Raw genomic sequence first — 22,641 nt, forward strand, 5'->3', positions numbered from 1 at the left:
GAGTAAAATAGAAAAGATAATACATCACGGTGTTCCCGGGTGAGGGAGACCGTTCACGACAAACGATCAGCATGAATAAAAATTTATGGATAAATGTGGGGGATGGATATGACAATAACATGCGATGTGGCCGTGCTCGGCGGAGGAACCGGCGGATATGTGGCGGCGATCCGGGCAGCGCAGCTCGGCAAACAGGTTGTGATCATTGAGGCGGACAAGCTCGGAGGGACCTGTCTGCACCGGGGCTGCATTCCGAGCAAATCACTGCTGCGCAGCGCCGAGGTATATGCTGAAATCCGCGACAGCGAAAGTTACGGCATCGAGACGGCGGGCGCGACGCTGGTGTTCTCCAAAGTGCAGAACCGGAAAACGGCGATCGTCGACCAGCTTCACCAAGGGGTACAGTACTTGATGCGCAAAAACAAAATTCAAGTGATCCATGGCAAAGGGCGCGTCACCGGCCCGTCGATTTTTTCGCCAAAAAGCGGCGCGGTAGCCGTTGAACTGGCAGACGGCGAAATGGAGACGGTGGTTCCGGCGAACTTGATTATCGCAACCGGATCCCGTCCGCGCACGCTCCCGGGCCTTGAGCCGGATGGCCGTTACGTGCTGACGAGCGACGACGCGCTTCTTCTGGAAGAACTGCCGGAATCCATCATCATCGTCGGCGGCGGCGTCATCGGCGTCGAATGGGCGTCCATGCTTAGCGATTTCGGAGTCCGGGTGACCGTCGTCGAAGCGGCCGACCAGCTATTGCCGGCCGAGGATCAAGACATCGCCCGCGAGCTGCAGAAGCTGCTGACCAAACGCGGGGTTGCCGTTCATACGGGAAGCACGGTACAACCGGATACATACCAGGCCAAGGATGGACAGGTCACCATCGACATGCGCAAAGGAGAGCAAAACGAGACGTTAACGGCTTCGTGCATACTGGTGTCGGTCGGCCGTCAAGCCAACGTGGAGAACATCGGGCTGGAGAACACGGATGTGCGCGTCGAACGCGGTTTTATTGAAGTGAACAAATTTTTGCAAACCGGGGAATCGCATATTTACGCCATTGGGGACGTGATCGGAGGCCTGCAGCTGGCCCATGCCGCAAGCCATGAAGGCATTGCGGCGGTCAATCATTTGGCGGGAGAACCGGTTCACCCCGTCCAGCCTCATTTGATTCCGCGCTGCGTATACACGCGGCCGGAGGTTGCCAGCATCGGCATCACGGAGAAGGAAGCCCGCGAGAAAGGCCACGAGGTCAAAGTCGGCAAATTCCCGTTCCAGGCAATCGGAAAGGCGTTGGTTCACGGCAGCAAAGACGGGTTTATTAAGGTTGTGGCTGATGCTAATAGCAACGATATTCTCGGCGTACAGATGATCGGAGCCCACGTGACGGATTTGATCAGCGAAGCCGCTTTGGCCCAGCTGCTTGATGCGACGCCATGGGAGGTCGGCCAGCTGGTGCATCCGCATCCGACGCTTTCCGAAATCATCGGCGAAGGCATGCTGGCCGTGGACGGATTATCCATCGGCATGTAACGCCCCGCCCGCCGGGTATCGCTTCAGCCCGAGTAAAATTTATAAAACCTTCTTTTCTTTTTGGTGCGGAAAGGATTATAATAAAGTTAACCCAAGTCTTAGTACCAGGTTTTAATATCAGGTTAAGAATTTGGCCTAAGGCTTTATTAATAAGGAGGTACCTACCATGAGCGAACAAGGTACTGTTGGAACAGGGCATGAACATGAGCAGCTTGGACTCAGCAACGGACAAGTGATTGACATGTACAGATATATGCTGCTCGCACGCAAATTCGATGAACGCAATTTGCTGCTGCAGCGCGCAGGCAAAATCAATTTCCACGTTTCGGGGATCGGGCAGGAGACCGCCCAAGTAGCGGCCGCGTTTGCTTTGGATCGCGAGCGGGACTATTTCCTGCCGTATTACCGCGATTACGGGTTCGTCATGGCCGTAGGCATGACGGCGCGCGAGTTAATGCTGTCCTCCTTTGCGAAAGCGGGAGACCCGAACAGCGGCGGACGCCAGATGCCGGGGCATTTCAGCAGCAAAAGGCTGCGCATCGTAACCGGGTCCAGCCCGGTTACGACGCAGGTTCCCCATGCGGTCGGCATCGCGCTTTCCGCCAAAATGAGAAAGCAGGACATCGTTTCGTACGTTACATTCGGCGAAGGCTCCAGCAACCAGGGCGATTTTCACGAAGGCTTGAACTTCGCGGGGGTTCACAAACTTCCCGTCATCGTAATGTGCGAAAACAACCAATACGCCATTTCGATTCCGGCGCACAAGCAAATCGGCGGCAAAGTGAGCGACCGCGCGCTTGGGTACGGATTTCCGGGATTCCGGGTCGACGGCAACGATGCGCTTGCGGTTTATAAGGCCGTCAAGGAAGCCCGCGAGCGGGCGGTCCGCGGCGAAGGGCCGACGCTGATCGAAGCGATGATGTACCGCCTGTCCCCGCATTCCACCTCCGACAACGATTTGGCTTACCGGACGAAAGAGGAAGTCGAGGAGAATTGGAAGAAGGACGGCATCGCCCGTTTCAAAGCCTATTTGATCGGCTGCGGCATTTGGGACGAATCCAAAGACGCCGATCTGCAGGAGCAAGTGGCGCTCGAGATCAAGGACGCGACCGAATTTGCGGACAACGCGCCTTATCCGAAGCCGGAAGAAACGCTGCTGCATGTCTATGCGGACGATCGTGAAGAGGGGGAAAAGGCATGGCAGTAATGGAATATATCGACGCGATTCGTCTCGCGATGAAAGAAGAGATGGAAAAGGACGAATCCGTATTCGTTCTCGGCGAGGATGTCGGCGTGAAAGGCGGCGTGTTTACGACAACCAAAGGTTTGATCGAGCAGTTCGGCGAAGACCGGGTGCTTGATACGCCGCTGGCCGAATCCGCCATTGCAGGCGTAGCGATCGGGGCAGCGATGGTCGGCATGAAGCCGATCGCGGAAATGCAGTACTCCGATTTCATGCTGCCGGCTACCAACCAAATCATTAACGAAGCGGCCAAAATCCGCTACCGCTCCAACAACGACTGGAGCTGTCCGGTCGTCGTCCGGGCGCCGATCGGCGGCGGGATTTTCGGGGGATTGTACCACTCCCAATGCCCGGAATCCATTTTCTTCGGGACGCCGGGACTCAAAATCGTCGCTCCGTTTACGGCCTATGACGCCAAAGGGCTGCTGAAAGCCGCGATCCAGGATCCCGATCCGGTGTTGTTTTTCGAAAACAAAAAATGCTACAAAATGATCAAGGGCGACGTGCCTTTGGATGACTATACCGTGCCGATCGGCAAAGCGAATGTGCTCCGCGAAGGGGCCGACATTACCGTCATCGGTTATAGCATGCCGCTGCATTTTTGCATGCAGGCTGCCGAAGAACTCGAAAAAGAAGAAGGCATTACCGCCCATATCCTGGATTTGCGCACGCTGCAGCCGCTGGACCGCGACAGCATCATCGAAGCGGCCCGCAAGACGGGCAAGGTGCTGATCGTCCACGAGGATAACAAAACCGGCGGCGTCGGCGCCGAGGTGGCGGCCATCATTTCCGAGGAATGTCTTTTCGACCTTGATGCGCCGATCATGCGCTGCTGCAGCCCGGACGTGCCGGCCATGCCGATCAGCCCGCCGATGGAGAAGTTTTATATGCTGAGCAAAGACAAAGTGAAGGAAGCCATGCGACAATTGGCAATCTACTAGGGGAAGCTTAGGGGTGAAAATATGTCTGAAAATCAAAAGTTAACCGATGTGGTGATGCCGCAGCTGGCCGAATCGCTCGTTTCGGCGACGATTGCTAAATGGCTCAAGCAGCCGGGAGAAAAAGTCGAACAGTACGAGCCGATCTGCGAGGTCATGACCGATAAAGTCAATGCGGAAATTCCATCGACCATCGATGGCGTGATGGTGGAGCTGATCGCGGAGGAAGGCCAAAACGTGAGCGTCGGCGAAATCATCTGCCGCATGGCCGCCGCCGGCGGGGCTCCGGCTTCCGCCGAACCAACGCCGCAAACGGCTTCGGCGGTTTCGAACGTTTCTTCCGCCGCTGCCGCAGGCGATCAGTCCATGAGAAACCGCTATTCGCCGGCCGTGCAGACGCTCGCCGCGCAGCATGGCGTCGATCTGAACCAGATCCAGGGAACGGGAATGGGCGGCCGAATTACGCGCAAGGACGTCCTTGCGTACGTGGAAAAGGGAGGGGCTGCTCAGCGGCAGCCGCAAGCTCCCGAAGCAGCGCCTGCCCGGGCGGAAGCGCCGTCGCCGTTCAAGGATTTGCCGCACGCCGATCCGGCCGTCACGCCGGAGCAATACATTCCGGTTCAGCCGGTATCCGAAAGAAATTCCGGCCTGCATATGTCGGAATCGCCGAAAATTCCGCCGATCGAGGTGGAAAGAGGCGAACGCGAAACGCTGATTGACGTGACGCCGCTCCGCAACGCGATTGCGACCAACATGCGCCAAAGCGTATCCGAAATTCCGCATGCATGGACGATGGTTGAAGTGGACGTGACCAACCTCGTGCTGCTCCGGAACAAACTGAAGGATGAATTTAAACGGCGGGAGGGGTATAATTTAACGTATCTGGCGTTTTTCCTGAAAGCCGTCGTCAATGCGATCAAAGATTACCCGATCATGAACTCCGTTTGGGCCGTCAACAAAATCATCGTGAAACGCGATATCAACATTTCGCTGGCCGTAGGCACCGAGGATTCGGTCATGACGCCGGTCATCCAAAGGGCGGATCAGAAAAATATCGCGGGCCTGGCCCGGGAAATCGAAGAGCTTGCGACCAAAACCCGTCAAGGCAAGCTGAAGCTGGAGGATATGCAGGGAGGCACCTTTACGGTGAACAACACCGGGTCCTTCGGTTCCATCCTGTCGTATCCGATCATCAACTATCCGCAGGCCGCCATTTTGACGTTCGAATCGATCGTGAAACGTCCGGTCGTCATTAACGACATGATCGCCGTCCGTTCGATGGCCAACATCTGCTTGTCGCTGGACCACCGGATTCTCGACGGCGTCATCTGCGGACGGTTCCTGCAGCGGGTGAAGGAAAACATCGAAGCATATACGCTGGATACGAAAGTGTATTAAGCAAGAGAATGAAAAGGCAGTCATTCATCATCTGGAGAGGACGTGATTTCGGTATGGGCAAAGAACTTCATGTTTCCTATACGCCGATGATGGGTTATGATGCAGCATGGGATTTGCAAAAATCGATCGTAAAAAGCATTGACCTTGGAGAGCAGCAGGATACCCTGCTGCTTTTGCAGCATCCGCCAACCTATACCATCGGATCCCAAAGACATCCGGAGCATTTGCTGCTCAGCAAGGAAGAACTGGAGGAAAAGGGCATCGGTTTGTTCGAAATCGACCGCGGCGGCGATATTACATACCATGGGCCGGGCCAGCTGGTCGGATACCCCTTGCTTGTTTTGGAGGGGGAAGGGCTGGATTTGCACGCTTACTTGCGCAACCTGGAACAAGTCATCATCAATTACTTAAAGCACCATGGCATCGACGCCGGCCGCAAGCCCGAATATACGGGCGTATGGGTCGGGGACTTGAAGGTATGCGCCATCGGGGTCAAATTCAATAAATGCCGCAGCCGCCGGGCATTCGTCACCAGCCACGGCTTCGCTTTCAACATTAAAGCGGGCATCGAAACGCAGGGCTTTTCCGGAATTATTCCTTGCGGCATCCAGGAATACGGCGTGACATCGCTTGAAGGTTGTACCGGCAAGACGTTTAGCGTGGAACAGGTTGCCGAGGAGATCGTGCCTTTTTTTGCGGAGGTTTTTCGTTACGAGGCGGTCGCCGGCACCGTCCCGGGTTCGGCCCGCTGAATCAGCGGGCGATCAGGGATTCGACTACTCCGAAAATGACGGAGCCGAACATGGCGACCAGCATCATGTAAACAAACACGCGAAACCATTTCTTGTTTTGCATAGCTACTCCTTTTTTGATAGATGGTGTATTAGCTTGGATAACATGTCATTTTGATGTTAGGACAGCTATGTTTATTGTAACTTAAACGCAGGGAGAGAGGAAAGTCCAATGATCAGACAAGACCGTTTGGTGGAAGAATTCATGGAGCTCGTCCGGGTGGACAGCGAAACGGGGCATGAGGAAGAGATCGCGGAGGTCCTGAAAAGAAAATTTTCGGATCTCGGGCTGAGCGTGACCGAAGATGACTCGAAGAGCAGAACGGGCCACGGGGCGGGAAATTTGATCGTGACCATGGCAGGCACGCCGGGAGTCAAAGCTCCGAAGCTGTTCTTTACATGCCATATGGATACGGTGGCGCCCGGCAAAGGAATTCAGCCGCAGCTCGGCGCGGACGGCTGGATCACAAGCGACGGCACGACGATTCTCGGTTCCGACGATAAAGCGGGAATCGCCGTTCTGTTCGAAGCCGTCAAAGTCATTCAAGAGCAGAACATCGAACATGGACAAATCCAGTTCGTCATTACGGCCGGCGAGGAATCGGGCCTGCTGGGGGCCCGCTGCATGGATCCGAAATATTTGGATGCGGACCTTGGCTATGCCATTGATTCCAACGGGGAGATCGGCGCCATTGCGGTAGCCGCTCCGACGCAGGCGAAAATAAAGATGAAAATTTTCGGCAAATCGGCCCATGCGGGCGTAAATCCGGAGGACGGCATCAGCGCGATCCAGGTGGCTTCCAAGGCGATCGCCCGGATGAAGCTCGGTCGATTGGACCATGAAACGACGGCCAACATCGGAAAATTCGCCGGCGGCGGCGCGACCAACGTCGTTTGCGATTACGTCGAAATCGACGCGGAAGCCCGCAGCATCGTGCAGGACAAAGTCGAACGGCAAATCGAACATATGCGCGAAGCGCTTGAAAGCGCCGTTCAGGAATGCGGCGCGACCTGCGAATTTATCAGCGAAATCGTCTACCCCGCGTTCAACTTCGACGAAAACGACGACGTCGTGAAGCTGGCGCAGCGGGCCATTGCCAATATCGGGCTTCCGAGCCGTACGTTCCATTCCGGCGGCGGCAGCGACGCGAACATTTTTAACGGCATGGGGGTTCCGACAGTCAATTTGGCGCTTGGTTACGAGAACATCCATACCACTAAAGAACGAATCCGCGCGGCGGACATGGTCAAAGCCGCGGAAATGGTCATCAGCATTGTGCGCGAGACGACCAAATAAGGCAAACCAACCAAAGGCTGTTACCGGCCGGCATTCCATGCCGCGGTAACAGCCTTTTTTAACGGGACCCTCTTTTTCTGTGACCTAATGCAGCATAACGGCGGAAGTCGCTCCGTGATTGCGCATCTGGGCAGGAGTCCAGCGGGTATGCCATTCCGTAATATTCAAAATGTGCAGCGCGCGGGTAATGTTGTTCAGATAACGTTCGATTTGGAGAAAATGCTCGCTGCCGACGATCGTGTTTTCGAGCCGGGCCATCAGCGATTTTTTCGTTTGCTGCAAATAACAGGAGGCCGCGCCGAACCTCGAAGCCGAATGGTTGGGATCCGTGTTGTAAATGGCCTCAAAGATGGAGGCCGCCGTTTCGTAATTCCCTTCGTCGTATTGGATTTCCGCGGCGATGAAGCAAAGTTCAAGGGAAATCTGGCTGCGGTCGTACAAGGGAAGCTGTTCCATCCCGGCGATCTTCGAAGCGGCAAGCTCGCGGTATCCTTGCTTGTACAAGGTATAGATGAGCTCATGGTATTCATGCTCCGTCGGACTGGACAAAATAGCCAAAGCTTCCTCCACTTTGCCGAGCGCAATGGCGGTTTTGGCTGTTTCCAAAGCTTCGTAGCGTGATAAAGCAGTCATGCCGATATCTCCTCCGTTCTTGCCATGCAGACACAGTTTGCATACATGGATGGCTTCCGCGGTTCTGATTCTATGCCGGGCAGTAATCAGGAGCACGCGATCCTGCTGCATGGTGTTTCGTGATAATAGGGAAAGCGCTTCTTTGAATTGATTCATATATATTAAGCATAAAATGTATTGGGCCAGGTTTCTGTCGGTATACCTTTCAGGAGGGCTTAGGGATGCATAGAGTTCGGCGGCGGAAGCATAAGCTCCCAGCGTCCAAAGCGTTTCCGCTACATGAAGCGCCGGATCTTCAATGAATTCGGAGGCGACCGCGGTTAACCGGATCCGGAGCTCCCCGTCGCTTATTTCCGACTGGCGGAGAAGCAATCCGATTTCCACGAGTGCTTCCGGGATGTGCCGCTTCCTTGCGAGACATTCGCGGAAAGCCCTTCCTGCTTCATGATGGCGGCCCAGCTGCCTCAGCAGCCTGCCGTATTCCCTCCAGCACAAGGATTCGTCGAATGAAGGATCCGCCGTTTTCTTGCCGGACCTGGTGATCGAAAGGGCTTTCTCGAAACACGAAAGAGCAGCGGCATCCATTCCGCGCGAGCGATACCATAATCCTGATTTGTAATGAAACGAAGAAGATTCAGGTTTGGTTTGAAGCAGGGACAATGCTTGGTCTTTCTTCATACGAGACCCTCCGTTATATAAAACAACGCAAACGTGAAATAGTTATAGGGGACGAGCAAAAAAAACGAGAAAATCCAAAAAACCATGACAATTTTCACATTTATTTATATCTTTGCCATATTTGGGGTCATCGCGATCCGGCATCCGTGCGTCTTAAGGCCGCTTCTCTCCCGAGTATCGCTCTTAGAGGGGCGCGGGGTTCGGTTTCTTTCATCCACTGTTTCAGCATGATCCGGATCTGCCAGGCTTGACCAACCATATGGATCGAGGTCTCCGTGCGGTAGCTCTTCATAAGGGGCTCTCCTTCTTTCCTGCGTGAAGTTTGTTATAATAACACCATATGTGTCAGTCTGTTCAAACATGCTTGTTTTTAAAATATAGGGGCTTGCAAATTTCATAGAAACCATAGAGGACGTTTGCAAAGCCGGATCTAAGGAGAGAGACGCTTTGAAACCAATTTCATATTCGAATCCAAAACTCGACGAAGTCACGGTTTCCACGAAACCCGTATTTGAGGGCAACATCATTTCGCTCCAAATCGACACGGTCAAACTGCCGGACGGCGGCACGGCTTCCAGGGAAATCGTGAGGCATCCCGGCGCCGTGGCGGTGCTGGCGATCCATGACGGCAAAATCATTTTGGTCGATCAATACCGGCAGGCCATGGGGCGCTGCGAGCTGGAAATACCGGCCGGGAAGCTCGAAAAAGGAGAAGATCCGCTTGAAGCGGCCAAACGGGAGCTCCAGGAGGAGACGGGGTATACATGTCAGCAGATCCGGCTGCTGCATTCGTTTTACACTTCGCCGGGTTTTGCGGACGAGTTGATCCATTTATATGTAGCGGAAGGGCTGGAAAGCGGGGAAGCGGTACCGGACGAGGATGAATTTCTTGAGCTTTACGAGCTGACCTTGCAAGAAGCGCTGGAGGCCGTGAAATCGGGGAGAATCAGCGATGCCAAAACGATCATGGCGGTTTATGCTTGGAAGCTGCAGCAGCTGACGGGAGAATTCCGGATATGACGTTACCTGAAGGCAGCATGACACCAAGAGATCCCCGCCCAACATTAAAGGAATTTTATGCCGATTTGCACATCCATATCGGTCGGACGACTTCCGGACAGGCCGTAAAAATAAGCGGAAGCAAGGACTTGACGTTCGCGAACATCGCCAAAGAAGCCGCCGGCCGCAAAGGCATGGATTTGATCGGCATCATCGACTGCCATTCGCCCGAAGTGCAAAAGGATATCATCGACTGCCTGGAATCCGGCGAAATGACGGAACTTCCCGGCGGCGGCATCGCCTATCGCGGAACGACGATCCTCTTGGGCAGCGAAATCGAAATCTATGAGGAAGGAAAAGGCGCGGCCCATCTCCTTGCCTATTTTCCGGACCTGGCGGTCATGAGTCATTTCACCGGTTGGATGGCTGGGCATATGAAAAACGTCAATCTGAGTTCCCAACGGATTTACGTGACGGCGCGGAAACTGCAGGAGGAAATTTACGCCAGGGGCGGCATCATGATCCCTGCCCACGTGTTCACCCCGCACAAAGGAATCTATGGCAATGTGGCGCCGCGAATGTCCGAAGTGCTGGACCTGGACATGGTAAGCGGCGTGGAGCTTGGGCTTAGCGCCGATTCGGAGATGGCGGGGCTGATATCCGAGCTGGACCGCTTTACGTTCGTCACGAATTCCGACGCGCATTCCTTGGGCAAAATCGGCAGGGAGTACAACCGGATCCGGCTTGCCGAGCCGAGCTTCCGCGAATTCATGATGGCGCTGGACCAATCGGAGGGACGCCGCGTGACGGCCAATTTCGGCCTGAATCCCCGGCTCGGGAAGTACCACCGGACTTATTGCCTCGGCTGCAGCCGCATCCTTGACGGGGAGGAGGCGATGACGGGAGCCTGCCCCCATTGCGGCAGCTTGAAAAAAGTGCAGGGAGTGCTCGACCGGATCCTGGACATCGCCGACCGAAAACAGCCCGTGCAGCCGGACGGGCGGCCAAATTACCATTATCAGGTGCCGCTCGAGTTCATTCCGGGCCTGGGAAAAGCCACGATGAAAAAGCTTCTGGAGCGTTTCGGCACCGAAATGGCGATTTTGCACCGGGCGTCCGAAGAGGAGCTCGCGGGGACGGTCGGGGAAACAATGGCCCGTCAAATCGTCATGGCGAGAAACGGCACGCTGTCGCTGTCGGCCGGCGGCGGAGGGACATACGGAAAGGTAGACGTATCTACCGACAAGTCATAGTCGGACGCTTGTCTTCATAGAGTAGAGGTATGTGACAGGAAGGGAGAGATCCGTCAAATGCGAACTTTCCGCCATACCTTGAAGGAGCAAAATATTCTATACATTTTTGTTGCCGTGCTGTTTCTTGTAGGGGTCATATTCGGGGCTCTTATGGTCAATGCGTTGTCGCTGGAGCAGCAGCAGGATCTCGGGCGGTATCTTCAAAACTTTTTCATGACGGTAGACCAAAACGAAGCCGGTTCGGGCACTGCGCAGTCTTTCTGGAGCATCGCCGGCCTGCATTTGAAATGGGTCGGGCTGATCTGGTTCCTCGGCCTGTCCGTTATCGGGCTGCCGGGCATTCTTATCCTTGATTTTCTGAAGGGCGTGCTGATCGGGTTCACGGTCGGTTATCTCGTCGGGCAGTTTTCATGGAAAGGGCTGCTGTTTGCGCTCGTGTCGGTTGCCCCGTCCAATTTGCTGATCATTCCCGTGCTGATCGTGTCCAGCGTCTCGGCGATCGCGTTTTCGCTGCACGTGATCAAAAACAGGGTGATGCTGCATAATCGCGTCAATGTTACGCGTCCTTTCGCGCGTTATGTCGGTTTGACGCTGGTGATGTGCCTGCTGATGCTCGGCGTGTCCTCGTTCGAGACGTGGGTGACGCCAAGCATGATGAAATGGGTGACTCCCGTGCTGCTGGAGACGGCGGCGGTGCCCGGATCATGAGCAAAATGGTTTGACTTTGCCGCGCAACTCCCTCTATAATAAAAGATATGATATAGCATAGGTACAGTGATTTTCCTGTGGGGAGGGAGAAAATGGAAGCGCGGATCGATAAAATCAAACAACAACTGCAATCCCAGGGCTATAAGCTGACACCCCAGCGGGAAGCGACCGTCAGAGTTTTGCTCGAGAATGAAGAAGATCACCTGAGTGCGGAAGACGTCTTCATGCTCGTCAAAGAAAAAGCTCCTGAAATCGGTCTGGCTACCGTGTACCGTACCCTTGAGCTGCTAAGTGAATTGCATGTCGTTGAAAAAATCAATTTCGGCGACGGCGTTGCAAGGTATGATTTGCGGACGGATACCGCAAAACACCACCATCATCATCTGATTTGCGTGAAATGCGGCAGCATGGATGAAATCCGCGAGGACTGGCTGGGGCCGCTGGAAGAGCGGCTGGAACGCGAGTTTAATTTTACGGTGTCCGATCATCGGCTTGATTTCCACGGCATCTGTTACCGCTGCAAGGCGAAAGAAGAGGAAGAACGCAGCGAAACAGCGGGCAAGTCGAAACTTTAATCCATCGGATCACGATCCTCCAAGATCACAAGCTCTCGCCGGCATGATGTTTGCCGGTGGGGGCTTTTTTGGTAGGCGGGGCGAAGGGCTTGTCATATCGCAAGGCGCATGTTCATAAGCTGTGTAACGGGAAGCGCTTATGCTTCGCTTTTTTCGATTTTCCCAGCCATCAGCCGAAAGGTGTGATCCGAATGATTATATCGGTGAGAAAATGCCTGTCGACATTGAAATTTCTGCTTGTTTTTGCCGCGCTTACCTACGCTTTGTACCAGCTATTCAGTCTGATTGGGGCATGGATTACGCCGGTCGACCATTACCGGATTCCGGAAGGGCATGCCGTTAAGGCTTTCCACCCCTCCGATCAGGCCCCGGCGGGCGAAATGATGGGCGACAGGCTGCGGTTCTTTTATTGGTACGGTGAGTAAGGGGAACGACAAAGAAATCCGGGGGGCTGTCCGATTCATGAACGGATCTGCAAAATCTATTTGAAGGAGCTTTATTTGACTTATGATACAGTACGTAGAATCCTTCATCCGCCATTTGGGTGAAGAGAAGGGGTTGTCTCAAAGCACGCTTGAGTCCTATGAACGCGATCTGCGGCAGTTTTTCGAGTTTGCCTCGCGGCAGGGGATTCAATCGGTCGACGAGATCAAAAAGCTGCATGTATCCATGCATATGAATGAAATGAAGCAAAGCGGGTTTGCGGCATCCACGGTCATGAGGAAGCTGGTCTCGCTCCGTTCCTTCTTTCATTACATGGTCAAGGAGTCTTTGATGGAACAGGACCCTACGCTGTATTTGGAGTCGCCGAAACCGAAAAAAAAAGTTCCGCAAATATTAAGCGTCGAACAGGTGGAGCGTCTGCTGGCAGCGCCGGACCTCTCGACTTCGCCGGGAATCCGCGATAAGGCGATGCTGGAGCTGCTGTACGCGACGGGGATGAAGGTCTCCGAGCTGACGTCGCTCAACGTGGAAGACGTGTATCCCGACATGAAGTTTCTCCGCTGCACGAGCAGCTCGGGGAAGGAGCGGGTGCTGCCGATCAGCAGCATTTCAGCCGAAGCCGTTAGTACATACATCCATCGGATACGGCCTCAATTGGTCAAGGATGAACGGGAAAACGGGCTTTTCCTGAACAATCTTGGGACAAGGCTGACCCGCCAAGGGTTTTGGAAAATATTAAAAAAATACGCCGCGGAAGCCGGCATTGACGGGGATATTACCCCGCATACGCTGCGCCATTCCTTTGCAGCCCATCTGCTCGAGGACGGGGCGGATATCCGTTCCGTCCAGGAGATGCTGGGGCACAGCGATATGTCCGCGGCTCCAATCTATAGCCTGTTGACCAAAAAAGCGATGAAGGATGTATACCAAAGCCATCATCCGCGGGAGCGGGCGTATTTAACGATGTCGAAGGAGCGAAACGGAAATGACAATGATTAATCAGACAGTGATCCGCGAAGCGGCGGCTTACATTCAAGGCAAAACCGATTTGAAACCCGAGGTGGGGTTGATTCTCGGATCCGGGCTTGGCGTTCTTGCGGATTTGATCCAGGACGGCATTTCGATTCCTTATCAGGATATTCCGCATTTCCCGGTATCGACGGTCGAAGGGCATGACGGCGAGCTTCTGCTCGGAACGATTGAAGGCCGCGCCGTCATCATGATGAAAGGGCGTTTCCACATGTATGAAGGATACGGTCCGGAAGTAACGGCCTTCCCGGTGCGCGTCATGAAGGAACTGGGCGTGCAAAGCCTGCTCGTCACGAACGCGGCGGGAGGCGTAAATACATCCTATAAGCCCGGCGATTTGATGGTCATATCCGACCATATCAACCTGACGGGCCGAAACCCGCTGATCGGTCCAAACGATTCGGCGCTTGGCGTACGCTTCCCGGATATGTCGGAGGGCTACAGCCGCCGTTTGCGCAAGACGCTCAAAACGATCGCCGCCGCGAAAGGCATCGAGGTGCAGGAAGGCGTATATGCGGGCATGCTCGGGCCTTCGTATGAAACGCCGGCCGAGATCCGGATGCTGCGGACGCTGGGTGCCGATGCCGTAGGCATGTCGACCGTGTCGGAAACGATCGTGGCGCGCCACGCCGGCCTCGAGGTGCTCGGCATCTCCTGCATCAGCAACATGGCGGCGGGGATTTTGGACCAGCCTCTTTCCCACGACGAAGTGATGGAAACGACCGATCTGGCCCGGGACAAGTTTTTGAGCCTCGTGCTGGCGGTTATTCCGCAGATGTAATTTATGTTCTAGCGTATGTATGGCAACATGCCGAAAGGATGTCCGCAGGTCTGGTGACCTGCGGATTTTTGTGTTTTATCCAAAATTTTCCTCATAAGTCCGCCGATCCATGGAATATTTTTCTCGGAACCTGACGACACTGGAAAACAGCAGGATTTGAATTTTGCAACATATTTCCGCTTCCGTTCGTTTTCAGCCGGCTATTTTTCGGGTTTGCAAAATTCTCAAGATCAAAATGACGAGAGTCAGGAGGGGACTTATTTTGAGGAAGACACTATTGGCGGTGGTGCTGTCGGCATGCCTGTCGGCCGCGGCATTCCCGCAGGCAGGATTTGCGGAGGAAAAGGCCAAACAGACGGGGCAGGCGGATTTGGCGGCAAACGCAAAGTCCGCCATCCTAATGGATGCGAATACGGGAACTATTATTTACGAGAAAAACAGCCATGATAAACTGCCGCCGGCCAGCATTACCAAAATTATGACGATGCTGCTTACGATGGAAGCGATCGACTCCGGCAAACTGAAGCTGACCGACAAGGTTCGCACCAGCGAATACGCCGCTTCCATGGGAGGTTCGCAAATCTTCCTGGAGCCCGGCGAAGAAATGACCGTCGACGAAATGCTTAAGGGCATCGCCATGGCATCGGGCAACGACGCTTCGGTGGCCATCGCGGAAAAAATCGCGGGGACCGAAGAAGCGTTCGTGCAAATGATGAACGACAAAGCGAAGGCGCTCGGGTTGAAGGATACCCATTTTGCCAACTGCAACGGGCTGCCCGCCGAAAACCATTACTCCTCGGCCCACGACATTGCCGTCATCAGCCGCGAGCTTTTGAAACATAAAGACATTACGAAATACACCGGCTCGTATCAGGATTACCTGCGCAAAGATTCCAAAAATCCGTTTTGGCTGGTCAACACGAACAAGCTTGTCCGGTTCTACTCGGGGGCCGACGGGCTGAAAACGGGATACACGTCCGAAGCGAAATTTTGCCTGTCCGCAACCGCGGTCAAAGGCGATCTGAGGGCGGTGGCGGTCGTGCTCGGCGAACCGAACACGAAGACGCGCAACGAAGAAGTGTCCAAAATGTTCGACTTCATGTTCTCGCAATACAGCATGCATACCCTGTTCAAACCGGGCGACACGATCGGAACGGTCAAGGTCAACAAAGGGAACGTTAAGGAACTGACCTTAACCGCCGGACAAAACTACAGCGTGCTGCTGAAAAGGACGGCCAATGCCGAAGGCATCCGCCACGAGCTGCAGGTGCCGAAGGAAGTCAAAGCGCCGGTGCAGGCCGGACAGGTGCTTGCCAAGCTGGTCGTGTACCAAGGCGACAAAGTTCTTAAGGAATTCGAGCTGAAATCGCCGGAGCAAGTCGGCAAAGCCGGATGGTGGAAGCTGTTCAAGCGCACGGCCTCGAAATTGTTCCTTGTAGATTGATAGCGGTTTTCTTCTAGTTTTGTCGGGGTGCAGGAATCTCTTTTCGCTGCGTAGAAATCCTTGTTCAAGCGACAGGAAGGAGAGTGAGCAGGCGTGAATCTGCAAGTGGAAATGGAGCATCACCGCAAAACATTGATCGTCCGCCTTTCGGGCGAATTGGATCATCATACCGCCGACCATGTCCGTTTACAGCTGGACGAAGCGATCCAGAGAGGACAAACGGAGCATTTGGTGCTCAGCTTTAAAAATTTGCAGTTTATGGACAGTTCCGGTTTGGGAGTCATTTTGGGACGGTATAAGCTGATCAAAAGCAAAGGCGGAAAAATGGCCGTATGCGACGTCAATGCGGCGGTCTATCGTCTGTTGGACATGTCCGGGCTGTTTAAGATCATGCCTATTTATGATAACGAAGGCCAGGCGCTTTCGGGATTGGAGGTCGTGTCATGACGGAGAAAAAAGAGGTGCAGCGCAATTTCATGACGCTCCAATTTTCCGCCAAGTCGGAAAACGAATCCTTTGCGCGGGTGACGGTCGCGGCGTTTATCTCCCAGCTGGACCCGACCATGGACGAGCTGAGCGATTTGAAAACCGTCATTTCCGAAGCGGTCACGAACAGCATCATTCACGGGTATGACGGCAATCCCGAAGGAATCGTCACGATCAACGCAGAAATCGTCGGCGATACGGTGACCATCACCGTCGAAGACAAAGGGGCAGGCATCGAGGATTTGGATCTGGCCCGTCAACCGCTGTACACGTCAAAGCCTGAACTGGAGAGATCAGGGATGGGATTTACGATCATGGAAAACTTCATGGACGAATTTGAAGTTTCCAGCGAACCCGGCTCCGGTACATCGATCAGGATGAAGAAAAGGATTGAATCCAAGAAAGCTTTGTATAATTAGGGGTTGGGCGCATGGATGCTGATGTGAAAAAACCTTCGCAGACCTATCTGGAAGATGCGGAAGTCAAACGCCTGATCGCGCTGAGCCAGGCCGGAGACAGCATGGCCCGCGATACGCTGGTAAACTGCAACATCCGTCTCGTCTGGTCCGTTGTACAAAGGTTCATGAACCGCGGTTATGAGCCGGAGGATTTGTTTCAGATCGGCTGTATCGGTCTGCTGAAGTCGGTGGATAAATTCGATTTGAGCTACGACGTTAAATTTTCGACGTATGCCGTGCCGATGATCATCGGCGAAATTCAGCGGTTCCTCCGGGACGACGGCACGCTTAAGGTAAGCCGCTCGCTGAAGGAAATGGCGAACAAAGTCCGGAAGAAAAAAGACGAGCTGTCGAAACACCTGGATCGGCTGCCGACCGTGAAGGAAGTGGCCGAAGAACTCGGGGTCACGCCGGAGGAAGTGGTATTTGCCCAAGAGGCGAACAAGCCCCCGACCTCGATCCATGAAACCGTCTTTGAGAACGACGGCGATCCGATTACGCTGATGGACCAAATCGCCGACGATTCGCAGGAGCGCTGGTTCGACAAGCTGGCCCTGAACGAAGCGATCGACGGCCTTTCCGAACGCGAGAAGCTGATCGTGTACCTACGGTATTACCGGGATCAGACCCAATCGGAGGTGGCCTCCAGGCTGGGCATATCCCAGGTGCAGGTGTCGCGCCTGGAAAAGAAAATATTGCAGCTGATCCGCGATCAGATTGCGCAGTAAACGCGCAGCGGACCGGTTCTAAGGATGTTTTTCCTTGGGCCGGTCCGTTTTTGTTTTCTAGTGGGCTGTTCTCGAAAAACAAGGGAAAAACGTCCAGGAATGGTATCGATGGAGTAGAAAACGGAGCTTTTTCCTATACTAACGTCATTGAGGCAGCAAAGGAGTGATAGGAATGTCATCGAATTCGGCTCCTACGGTGTACCTGCAGCTGCGCAGCCGCGTGCCGATCACGCAGGGCAGGGTCGTGACGCTTGGGCATGTCGCCCGGATCCTGAGCGACCCGGAGTGGGAGGCGCCGCTTCGCAATTTGGAGCTGGTCGAGCCGCAAAAATGGGACGGCAATTTACTGCTTATCGACCTTATGCAAATCATACCGAAGGTGCAGGAGCTTATCCCCGGGGTGAAAATCGAACCGATCGGGCAAAACCACGTGCTGGTGGAGGTCGTCCAAAATCCGCGGAAGCCTTCCCTCGCGCTGTTTTTGCTCGTTTGGCTCCTTCTTTTTTTCGGCTCCGCGCTGACGATCATGAATTTTCATGCGGACGTCAACATGCAGGAGGTTCAGATCCGGACGGTGGAAATGTTGACGGGCAAACGGGACGAGCATCCTTACCTGTTCCAGGCGGCCTATTCGTTTGGCATCGGGTTTGGCATGGTCATTTTTTTCAACCATCTGTTCAAGAAAAAATGGAACGAGGAGCCGACCCCGCTTGAGGTGGAAATGTTCCTTTACCAGGAAAACATCGATCAGTTTGTCGTCGCCCAGGAATACAAACGGATGAAATCGTCGCAAAACAAGGGTGAACCGCATTGAACACGACGGCATTTGGTCTGCTGGTGCAAATTTTGCTGGGCATTGCAGGAGGCATTGCCGTCGGCGGCGGCGTGATCGCATTGTTTATCGTGCTGGACATGATTCCGAGGCTTGCCCAACTGACGCGTTCATACCACCAGGTACACTGGTACGAAGGGGCGATGGTCGCGGGGTCGCTGGTGGGAACCGTGTTTGATTTTTGGAATTGGAAGCTGTCGCTGGGCCCATGGTCGGGGCTGGTCGTCGGTTTGTTCCATGGCGCGTTTATCGGCCTGTTGGCCGCGGCTTTGACCGAGGTGCTGAACGTCCTGCCGATTTTGGCGAAGCGGCTGAAGATGATCCGCTTTTTGTTTGGCCTTTTGATGGCGATGGTGACAGGGAAAGTGGCAGGCTCGTTGTTTGACTGGTTTGTGTACAGAAAGTAAGACGCGAAAGGGGTGCGTGGATCATGAACGAACATGAAAACGAACGAACAGGCATGGAGGATCCGGCAAAACCGGCCGCGGCGATGTCGTACGGCGACGCGGAGGAAGCAGAGGGAGAGGCGGCCTCGAGTTCAAACGCAGGGGATGGGAACGGCTATGATCCCGGGAACGGGGCAAGCATGAAGGCGGCGGAAGGGCCGCGGCAGAAGGGGCCGGTCAAAACCGAGGAGAAAAAGCGGGAAAAGGAGCACTCCGACTCGGTCGAGGAATCCGTCATCTACTGGCAAAAAACGGACGACATTTCGGGGAGCCTCGACCAAACGAAGGCGACGTTAAAGGAAGTGGTGGGACTCGGGACCTCTTTTGACATCGTGTTCCGCGAGATGACGCTGGCGGGGCAGCGCACGGGGCTGTTTTTCGTCAACGGGTTCGCCAAAGACAACATCATGCTCGAAATTTTGAAGCGGCTGACCTACCTGTCGGCGGATCAACTGACGACCGATGCGCTGAAAGCCTTTTTCGAATGTTATATCCCGCATATTCAGGTGGAAGTCGAAAAGAAGCTCAGCTCCACGATCAACAAGGTGCTGATGGGCATGTCCGCCCTGTACATCGAAGGCGAGCAGGCGGCCATCGTGCTGGATACGCGCACCTTCCCGGTGCGCAGCCCGGAAGAACCGAGCATCGAGAGGGTGGTACGGGGCTCCAGGGACGGCTTTGTCGAGACGCTGCTCAGCAATATCGCCCTTGTCCGCCGCCGCGTCCGCGATCCCGGATTCAAAGCGGAGCTGGTCCAGGTAGGTAGACGTACACGTACGGACGTGTGCATTGCATATATTGACGATATCGTCGATAAGGTGCAGGTCGATTCGATCCGGGAAAAAATCAAAGGCCTGGATATCGAAGGGCTGCCGCAGGCGGATAAGCAGCTGGAGGAGGCCATCATCAACAAAGGCTGGCATCCATATCCGCTGGTCCGGTATTCGGAGCGGCCCGACGTGGTGGCTTCGCATATTTTGGAGGGGCGGGTGGCCGTGTTCGTCGATACGTCGCCGAGCGTCATGGTCATGCCGACCACCTTTTTCGACCTGTGCCAGCATGCCGAGGAAAACCGGCAAACGGCATTTATGGGCACGTATTTGAGGTGGATCCGTTTTCTCGGGATCGTCGCCTCCATGTTTTTGCTGCCCTTATGGATGCTGCTGGTGGCCAATCCGGAATTGAAGCCGGGCTTTCTTCAGTTCATCGGGCCACATGACCATGGCAAAGTCCCTTTGGTCGCCCAGTTTCTGATGGTCGAATTCGGGGTGGACCTGCTGCGGCTGGCGGCCGTCCACACCCCTACGCCGCTGGCGTCCGCCATGGGTTTGATCGCGGCCATCCTCGTCGGCGACATCGCGGTCAAAACCGGACTGTTCGTCAACGAAGTCGTGCTCTACATGGCCGTTGCGGCCATCGGCATGTTTGCGACGCCAAGCTATGAGCTCGGGCTGGCCAACCGGCTGGTGCGCCTGGTGCTCCTGGTGGCCGTTGCGCTCTTTAAGGTGCAGGGGTTCGTCATCGGCACGACGCTGCTCGTTTTGCTGCTGACGCTGCACCGATCGTACAATTCTTCGTATTTGTGGCCGTTTATACCTTTTAATGCAAAGGCGCTGGCGAGCGTATTATTCCGTTTTCCGCTGCTGGAGGCGAAGAAAAGGCCATCCTTCAACAAAACGCGGGATAACACGAAAATGGCGCCTAACCCGGACAATACGGATCAATCGTAGAAAAAATACAAATGTTTTGCTTAAAAATCCATTCATTCTCTTCCGTTGTCTGTTATACTGATGTAAAAGTTCAGATGGAAGTTTGATTTTCCACAGAAAGCGAAGGGATGCTGAATTATGTTCTTACATGGTACAAGTCAAATAAACGCAGCAGGGCATCTGGAAATCGGCGGTTGCGACGTGACGGAACTCAAGTCCCGATACGGAACACCGCTTTATATCGTGGACGAAGAGCTCGTGCGTCAGCGCTGTCAGCAGTACATCACAGCTTTCCGCGCATCCGGCCTGAAATTCCAGGTCGCTTATGCGAGCAAAGCGTTTTGCACGATGGCCATGTGCCGCATTGCAGACCAGGAAGGCATGTCGCTTGATGTGGTATCCGACGGGGAGCTTTACACCGCGCTGCAGGCAGGATTTCCGGCCAAACGCATTCATTTCCACGGCAACAACAAAACGCTGGAGGAAATCGAAATGGCGATCGACGCCGAAATCGGCTGCTTCGTTGTGGACAACTTGGTGGAGCTGCACCTCTTGAATGCGGTCGCGGCCGAGAAAAACGTGCGCGTGCAAATTTTGCTCCGCGTAACGCCGGGCGTCGAAGCGCATACCCATGAGTACATCTCCACGGGTCAAACCGATTCCAAGTTCGGCTTCGACATCGGCAACGGATCGGCATTCGAAGCCGTGAAGCTGGCGTCCGAACAGTCGAACCTGGAGCTGCTCGGCGTTCATTCCCACATCGGCTCCCAAATCTTCGAGGTTGAAGGCTTTGAAATGGCGGTGCAACGCGTGGCGGAATTCGCAAAAAGCGTGTCCGAGCAGCTTGCCGTGCAGTTCAAGGTGGTCAACCTGGGCGGAGGTTTCGGGATCCGCTATGTGGACGGGGATACGCCGCTTGAGGTTTCGCAATACGTAAAAGCGATCACCGATGCGGTTAAAACCCATTTTTCCGGCTGGTCTTCCGAGCTTCCCGAAATTTGGGTGGAGCCGGGCCGGAGCATCGTCGGCGACGCCGGCACGACGCTTTACACGGTCGGAACGAGCAAGGACATTCCGGGCGTCCGCAAATATGTGGCCGTAGACGGCGGCATGACGGACAATCCGCGTCCCGCTTTGTACGAATCCAAATATGAAGCGCTGCTCGCCAACCGCGCGAACGATCCGGTCGAAGAGACGGTTTCCATTGCCGGAAAATGCTGCGAAAGCGGCGACATGCTGATCTGGGACCTGGACCTGCCGAAAGTAAACAGCGGCGACCTGCTGGCTGTTTCCTGCACGGGAGCGTACAACTATTCCATGGCCAGCAACTATAACCGCATTCGCCGTCCGGCGGTCGTATTCGTCCGCGAGGGCGAAAGCGATCTGGTCGTCCGCCGCGAAACGCTGCAGGATATCGTCGGCAACGACGTCATCCCGGAGCGGATCAGCAAGCAGGCTGTCCTGAAGTAAGGAGTTACAGCGGTCCGAAAGATCGGGAACAGCCGTCTTTAAAAAGCAAGAATTGGTGAAGAACAAAACACGGAAAAGATCATTTCTGTATTGGGGAATGCGGAAATGGTCTTTTTCGTTTCCCGAAATCATTGCAAAAGGGTCTGTATGTAAGATACAATCAGGTAGTGAGTCCAAACGGCGGACATGCTTGTAACGGTGTTTGTCCATTGGCGAATGAAGCAGCATCCAATAAACGAAAATATCCGGAGGAAGTGAATACCGATGAAAAAAGGTACGATTGAACTTGAAAAAGGCGGAGTAGTTGAAATAGAATTTTTGCCGGAAGAAGCGCCGAACACGGTGGCAAACTTCGAAAAGCTGGCGAATTCCGGCTTTTATAACGGCCTGACGTTCCACCGCGTGATCCCTGGTTTCGTGGCGCAAGGCGGCTGCCCGATCGGAAACGGCACCGGCGGCCCGGGTTACACCATCGATTGCGAAACAGCAACGAACACGACGAAGCACGAGAGAGGCGTGTTGTCCATGGCGCATGCCGGACGCAACACGGGCGGCAGCCAATTTTTTATCGTGTACGAGCCGCAGCATCATCTGGACGGCGTGCACACCGTTTTCGGCAAAGTGACGAAAGGCATGGAACTTGTCGACGCGATCAGACCGGGCGACAAAATGAAAGAAGTTAAAGTTTGGGACGAACAATAAGAAGGGCATCGCCTCTTCGGAACGTTTTGGCTTGGCCGTCAGCGAACGGCACAGCCGGCGCCGGTTTAC

At 54.5% G+C, this 22,641-nt stretch carries 25 protein-coding genes; 22 read left to right on the forward strand and 3 right to left on the reverse strand.

Annotation, left to right across the window (positions count from 1 at the left end; genetic code table 11):
* The first annotated feature begins 108 nt into the window (after positions 1-108).
* The 5 genes from lpdA (at position 109) to lipB (ending at position 5,861) form a co-directional block, all read left to right on the forward strand.
* Positions 109-1,530, forward strand: coding sequence for a dihydrolipoyl dehydrogenase (gene lpdA / locus MKY58_RS09080; protein ID WP_339324261.1), 1,422 nt, complete (start codon positions 109-111; stop codon positions 1,528-1,530).
* Positions 1,531-1,696: 166 nt separating this feature from the next.
* Complete coding sequence (locus MKY58_RS09085; RefSeq protein ID WP_339324262.1) at positions 1,697-2,737, forward strand: thiamine pyrophosphate-dependent dehydrogenase E1 component subunit alpha; 1,041 nt, start codon at positions 1,697-1,699, stop codon at positions 2,735-2,737.
* A complete protein-coding gene (locus tag MKY58_RS09090; protein ID WP_036714519.1) occupies positions 2,728-3,714 on the forward strand; it encodes an alpha-ketoacid dehydrogenase subunit beta in 987 nt (328 codons plus the stop codon). Before MKY58_RS09085 ends, MKY58_RS09090 begins: the two co-directional genes overlap by 10 nt.
* 21 nt (positions 3,715-3,735) lie before the next feature.
* Positions 3,736-5,109, forward strand: coding sequence for a dihydrolipoamide acetyltransferase family protein (locus MKY58_RS09095; protein WP_339324263.1), 1,374 nt, complete (start codon positions 3,736-3,738; stop codon positions 5,107-5,109).
* Between the two features lie 53 nt (positions 5,110-5,162).
* Complete coding sequence (lipB, locus tag MKY58_RS09100; RefSeq protein WP_339324264.1) at positions 5,163-5,861, forward strand: lipoyl(octanoyl) transferase LipB; 699 nt, start codon at positions 5,163-5,165, stop codon at positions 5,859-5,861.
* Position 5,862: 1 nt separating this feature from the next.
* On the opposite strand, the gene prli42 is transcribed toward lipB, so the two are convergent.
* On the reverse strand, positions 5,863-5,964 hold the full coding sequence (gene prli42, locus MKY58_RS09105) for a stressosome-associated protein Prli42 (protein ID WP_339324265.1): 102 nt from the start codon (positions 5,962-5,964) through the stop codon (positions 5,863-5,865).
* Positions 5,965-6,072: 108 nt separating this feature from the next.
* Between prli42 and MKY58_RS09110 the strand changes: the two genes are divergently transcribed.
* Entirely contained in the window at positions 6,073-7,197 is a 1,125-nt protein-coding gene (locus MKY58_RS09110; protein ID WP_339324266.1) for a M20/M25/M40 family metallo-hydrolase, read from the forward strand.
* Positions 7,198-7,281: 84 nt separating this feature from the next.
* Here MKY58_RS09110 and MKY58_RS09115 read toward each other — a convergent pair whose 3' ends face one another.
* Both MKY58_RS09115 and mciZ read right to left on the reverse strand, forming a co-directional pair.
* Positions 7,282-8,508, reverse strand: a complete 1,227-nt coding sequence (locus MKY58_RS09115) for a hypothetical protein (RefSeq protein WP_339324267.1) — start codon at positions 8,506-8,508, stop codon at positions 7,282-7,284.
* A 127-nt stretch (positions 8,509-8,635) separates the two neighbouring features.
* On the reverse strand, positions 8,636-8,800 hold the full coding sequence (mciZ, locus tag MKY58_RS09120) for a Z-ring formation inhibitor MciZ (protein ID WP_339324268.1): 165 nt from the start codon (positions 8,798-8,800) through the stop codon (positions 8,636-8,638).
* 155 nt (positions 8,801-8,955) lie between these two features.
* Between mciZ and MKY58_RS09125 the strand changes: the two genes are divergently transcribed.
* From MKY58_RS09125 to MKY58_RS09200, 16 genes are all read left to right on the forward strand, one after another.
* Positions 8,956-9,528 (forward strand): NUDIX hydrolase, encoded by a 573-nt coding sequence (locus MKY58_RS09125; protein WP_339324269.1) that lies wholly within the window; start codon positions 8,956-8,958, stop codon positions 9,526-9,528.
* Positions 9,525-10,760 (forward strand): endonuclease Q family protein, encoded by a 1,236-nt coding sequence (locus tag MKY58_RS09130; RefSeq protein WP_339324270.1) that lies wholly within the window; start codon positions 9,525-9,527, stop codon positions 10,758-10,760. The genes MKY58_RS09125 and MKY58_RS09130 overlap by 4 nt, the downstream gene beginning before the upstream one ends.
* 57 nt (positions 10,761-10,817) lie before the next feature.
* Complete coding sequence (gene spoIIM / locus MKY58_RS09135; protein WP_339324271.1) at positions 10,818-11,468, forward strand: stage II sporulation protein M; 651 nt, start codon at positions 10,818-10,820, stop codon at positions 11,466-11,468.
* Between the two features lie 92 nt (positions 11,469-11,560).
* Positions 11,561-12,043, forward strand: a complete 483-nt coding sequence (locus tag MKY58_RS09140; RefSeq protein WP_212946879.1) for a Fur family transcriptional regulator — start codon at positions 11,561-11,563, stop codon at positions 12,041-12,043.
* 191 nt (positions 12,044-12,234) lie between these two features.
* On the forward strand, positions 12,235-12,468 hold the full coding sequence (locus MKY58_RS09145) for a DUF4227 family protein (RefSeq protein WP_339324272.1): 234 nt from the start codon (positions 12,235-12,237) through the stop codon (positions 12,466-12,468).
* A gap of 82 nt (positions 12,469-12,550) precedes the next feature.
* Complete coding sequence (xerD, locus tag MKY58_RS09150) at positions 12,551-13,486, forward strand: site-specific tyrosine recombinase XerD (protein ID WP_339324273.1); 936 nt, start codon at positions 12,551-12,553, stop codon at positions 13,484-13,486.
* Complete coding sequence (locus MKY58_RS09155; RefSeq protein ID WP_339324274.1) at positions 13,473-14,297, forward strand: purine-nucleoside phosphorylase; 825 nt, start codon at positions 13,473-13,475, stop codon at positions 14,295-14,297. The genes xerD and MKY58_RS09155 overlap by 14 nt, the downstream gene beginning before the upstream one ends.
* Positions 14,298-14,559: 262 nt before the next feature.
* Complete coding sequence (locus MKY58_RS09160) at positions 14,560-15,741, forward strand: D-alanyl-D-alanine carboxypeptidase family protein (protein WP_339324275.1); 1,182 nt, start codon at positions 14,560-14,562, stop codon at positions 15,739-15,741.
* Positions 15,742-15,834: 93 nt separating this feature from the next.
* Positions 15,835-16,188, forward strand: coding sequence for an anti-sigma F factor antagonist (gene spoIIAA, locus MKY58_RS09165; protein WP_036714537.1), 354 nt, complete (start codon positions 15,835-15,837; stop codon positions 16,186-16,188).
* Positions 16,185-16,646 carry an anti-sigma F factor gene (gene spoIIAB, locus MKY58_RS09170; protein ID WP_036714538.1) on the forward strand — a complete coding sequence of 154 codons (462 nt, stop codon included), beginning with the start codon at positions 16,185-16,187 and terminating at the stop codon, positions 16,644-16,646. Before spoIIAA ends, spoIIAB begins: the two co-directional genes overlap by 4 nt.
* A gap of 11 nt (positions 16,647-16,657) precedes the next feature.
* Complete coding sequence (gene sigF / locus MKY58_RS09175) at positions 16,658-17,413, forward strand: RNA polymerase sporulation sigma factor SigF (protein WP_339324276.1); 756 nt, start codon at positions 16,658-16,660, stop codon at positions 17,411-17,413.
* 172 nt (positions 17,414-17,585) lie between these two features.
* Positions 17,586-18,227 (forward strand): stage V sporulation protein AA, encoded by a 642-nt coding sequence (locus MKY58_RS09180; protein ID WP_339324277.1) that lies wholly within the window; start codon positions 17,586-17,588, stop codon positions 18,225-18,227.
* Positions 18,224-18,652, forward strand: a complete 429-nt coding sequence (locus MKY58_RS09185; RefSeq protein WP_339324278.1) for a stage V sporulation protein AB — start codon at positions 18,224-18,226, stop codon at positions 18,650-18,652. Before MKY58_RS09180 ends, MKY58_RS09185 begins: the two co-directional genes overlap by 4 nt.
* Before the next feature lie 179 nt (positions 18,653-18,831).
* On the forward strand, positions 18,832-20,421 hold the full coding sequence (locus tag MKY58_RS09190) for a spore germination protein (protein ID WP_339325097.1): 1,590 nt from the start codon (positions 18,832-18,834) through the stop codon (positions 20,419-20,421).
* Positions 20,422-20,538: 117 nt separating this feature from the next.
* The gene (gene lysA / locus MKY58_RS09195) at positions 20,539-21,870 is read left to right on the forward strand and encodes a diaminopimelate decarboxylase (protein WP_339324279.1); all 1,332 of its coding nucleotides are present in this window, start codon (positions 20,539-20,541) and stop codon (positions 21,868-21,870) included.
* Positions 21,871-22,134: 264 nt separating this feature from the next.
* On the forward strand, positions 22,135-22,572 hold the full coding sequence (locus MKY58_RS09200) for a peptidylprolyl isomerase (RefSeq protein WP_339324280.1): 438 nt from the start codon (positions 22,135-22,137) through the stop codon (positions 22,570-22,572).
* Positions 22,573-22,641: the final 69 nt, after the last annotated feature.

The sequence above is a fragment of the Paenibacillus sp. FSL W8-0194 genome, from assembly GCF_037969745.1.
Taxonomy (GTDB): domain Bacteria; phylum Bacillota; class Bacilli; order Paenibacillales; family Paenibacillaceae; genus Paenibacillus_AQ; species Paenibacillus_AQ cookii.

Excerpts from the sequence above, each read along its gene's own strand:
- lpdA (WP_339324261.1), top strand. The coding sequence starts at position 109 with ATGACAATAACATGCGATGTGGCCGTGCTCGGCGGAGGAACCGGCGGA.
- MKY58_RS09085 (WP_339324262.1), top strand. The coding sequence starts at position 1,697 with ATGAGCGAACAAGGTACTGTTGGAACAGGGCATGAACATGAGCAGCTT.
- MKY58_RS09090 (WP_036714519.1), top strand. The coding sequence starts at position 2,728 with ATGGCAGTAATGGAATATATCGACGCGATTCGTCTCGCGATGAAAGAA.
- MKY58_RS09095 (WP_339324263.1), top strand. The coding sequence starts at position 3,736 with ATGTCTGAAAATCAAAAGTTAACCGATGTGGTGATGCCGCAGCTGGCC.
- lipB (WP_339324264.1), top strand. The coding sequence starts at position 5,163 with ATGGGCAAAGAACTTCATGTTTCCTATACGCCGATGATGGGTTATGAT.
- prli42 (WP_339324265.1), bottom strand. The coding sequence starts at position 5,964 with ATGCAAAACAAGAAATGGTTTCGCGTGTTTGTTTACATGATGCTGGTC.
- MKY58_RS09110 (WP_339324266.1), top strand. The coding sequence starts at position 6,073 with ATGATCAGACAAGACCGTTTGGTGGAAGAATTCATGGAGCTCGTCCGG.
- MKY58_RS09115 (WP_339324267.1), bottom strand. The coding sequence starts at position 8,508 with ATGAAGAAAGACCAAGCATTGTCCCTGCTTCAAACCAAACCTGAATCT.
- mciZ (WP_339324268.1), bottom strand. The coding sequence starts at position 8,800 with ATGAAGAGCTACCGCACGGAGACCTCGATCCATATGGTTGGTCAAGCC.
- MKY58_RS09130 (WP_339324270.1), top strand. The coding sequence starts at position 9,525 with ATGACGTTACCTGAAGGCAGCATGACACCAAGAGATCCCCGCCCAACA.
- spoIIM (WP_339324271.1), top strand. The coding sequence starts at position 10,818 with ATGCGAACTTTCCGCCATACCTTGAAGGAGCAAAATATTCTATACATT.
- MKY58_RS09140 (WP_212946879.1), top strand. The coding sequence starts at position 11,561 with ATGGAAGCGCGGATCGATAAAATCAAACAACAACTGCAATCCCAGGGC.
- MKY58_RS09145 (WP_339324272.1), top strand. The coding sequence starts at position 12,235 with ATGATTATATCGGTGAGAAAATGCCTGTCGACATTGAAATTTCTGCTT.
- xerD (WP_339324273.1), top strand. The coding sequence starts at position 12,551 with ATGATACAGTACGTAGAATCCTTCATCCGCCATTTGGGTGAAGAGAAG.
- MKY58_RS09155 (WP_339324274.1), top strand. The coding sequence starts at position 13,473 with ATGACAATGATTAATCAGACAGTGATCCGCGAAGCGGCGGCTTACATT.
- spoIIAB (WP_036714538.1), top strand. The coding sequence starts at position 16,185 with ATGACGGAGAAAAAAGAGGTGCAGCGCAATTTCATGACGCTCCAATTT.
- sigF (WP_339324276.1), top strand. The coding sequence starts at position 16,658 with ATGGATGCTGATGTGAAAAAACCTTCGCAGACCTATCTGGAAGATGCG.
- MKY58_RS09180 (WP_339324277.1), top strand. The coding sequence starts at position 17,586 with ATGTCATCGAATTCGGCTCCTACGGTGTACCTGCAGCTGCGCAGCCGC.
- MKY58_RS09190 (WP_339325097.1), top strand. The coding sequence starts at position 18,832 with ATGAAGGCGGCGGAAGGGCCGCGGCAGAAGGGGCCGGTCAAAACCGAG.
- lysA (WP_339324279.1), top strand. The coding sequence starts at position 20,539 with ATGTTCTTACATGGTACAAGTCAAATAAACGCAGCAGGGCATCTGGAA.
- MKY58_RS09200 (WP_339324280.1), top strand. The coding sequence starts at position 22,135 with ATGAAAAAAGGTACGATTGAACTTGAAAAAGGCGGAGTAGTTGAAATA.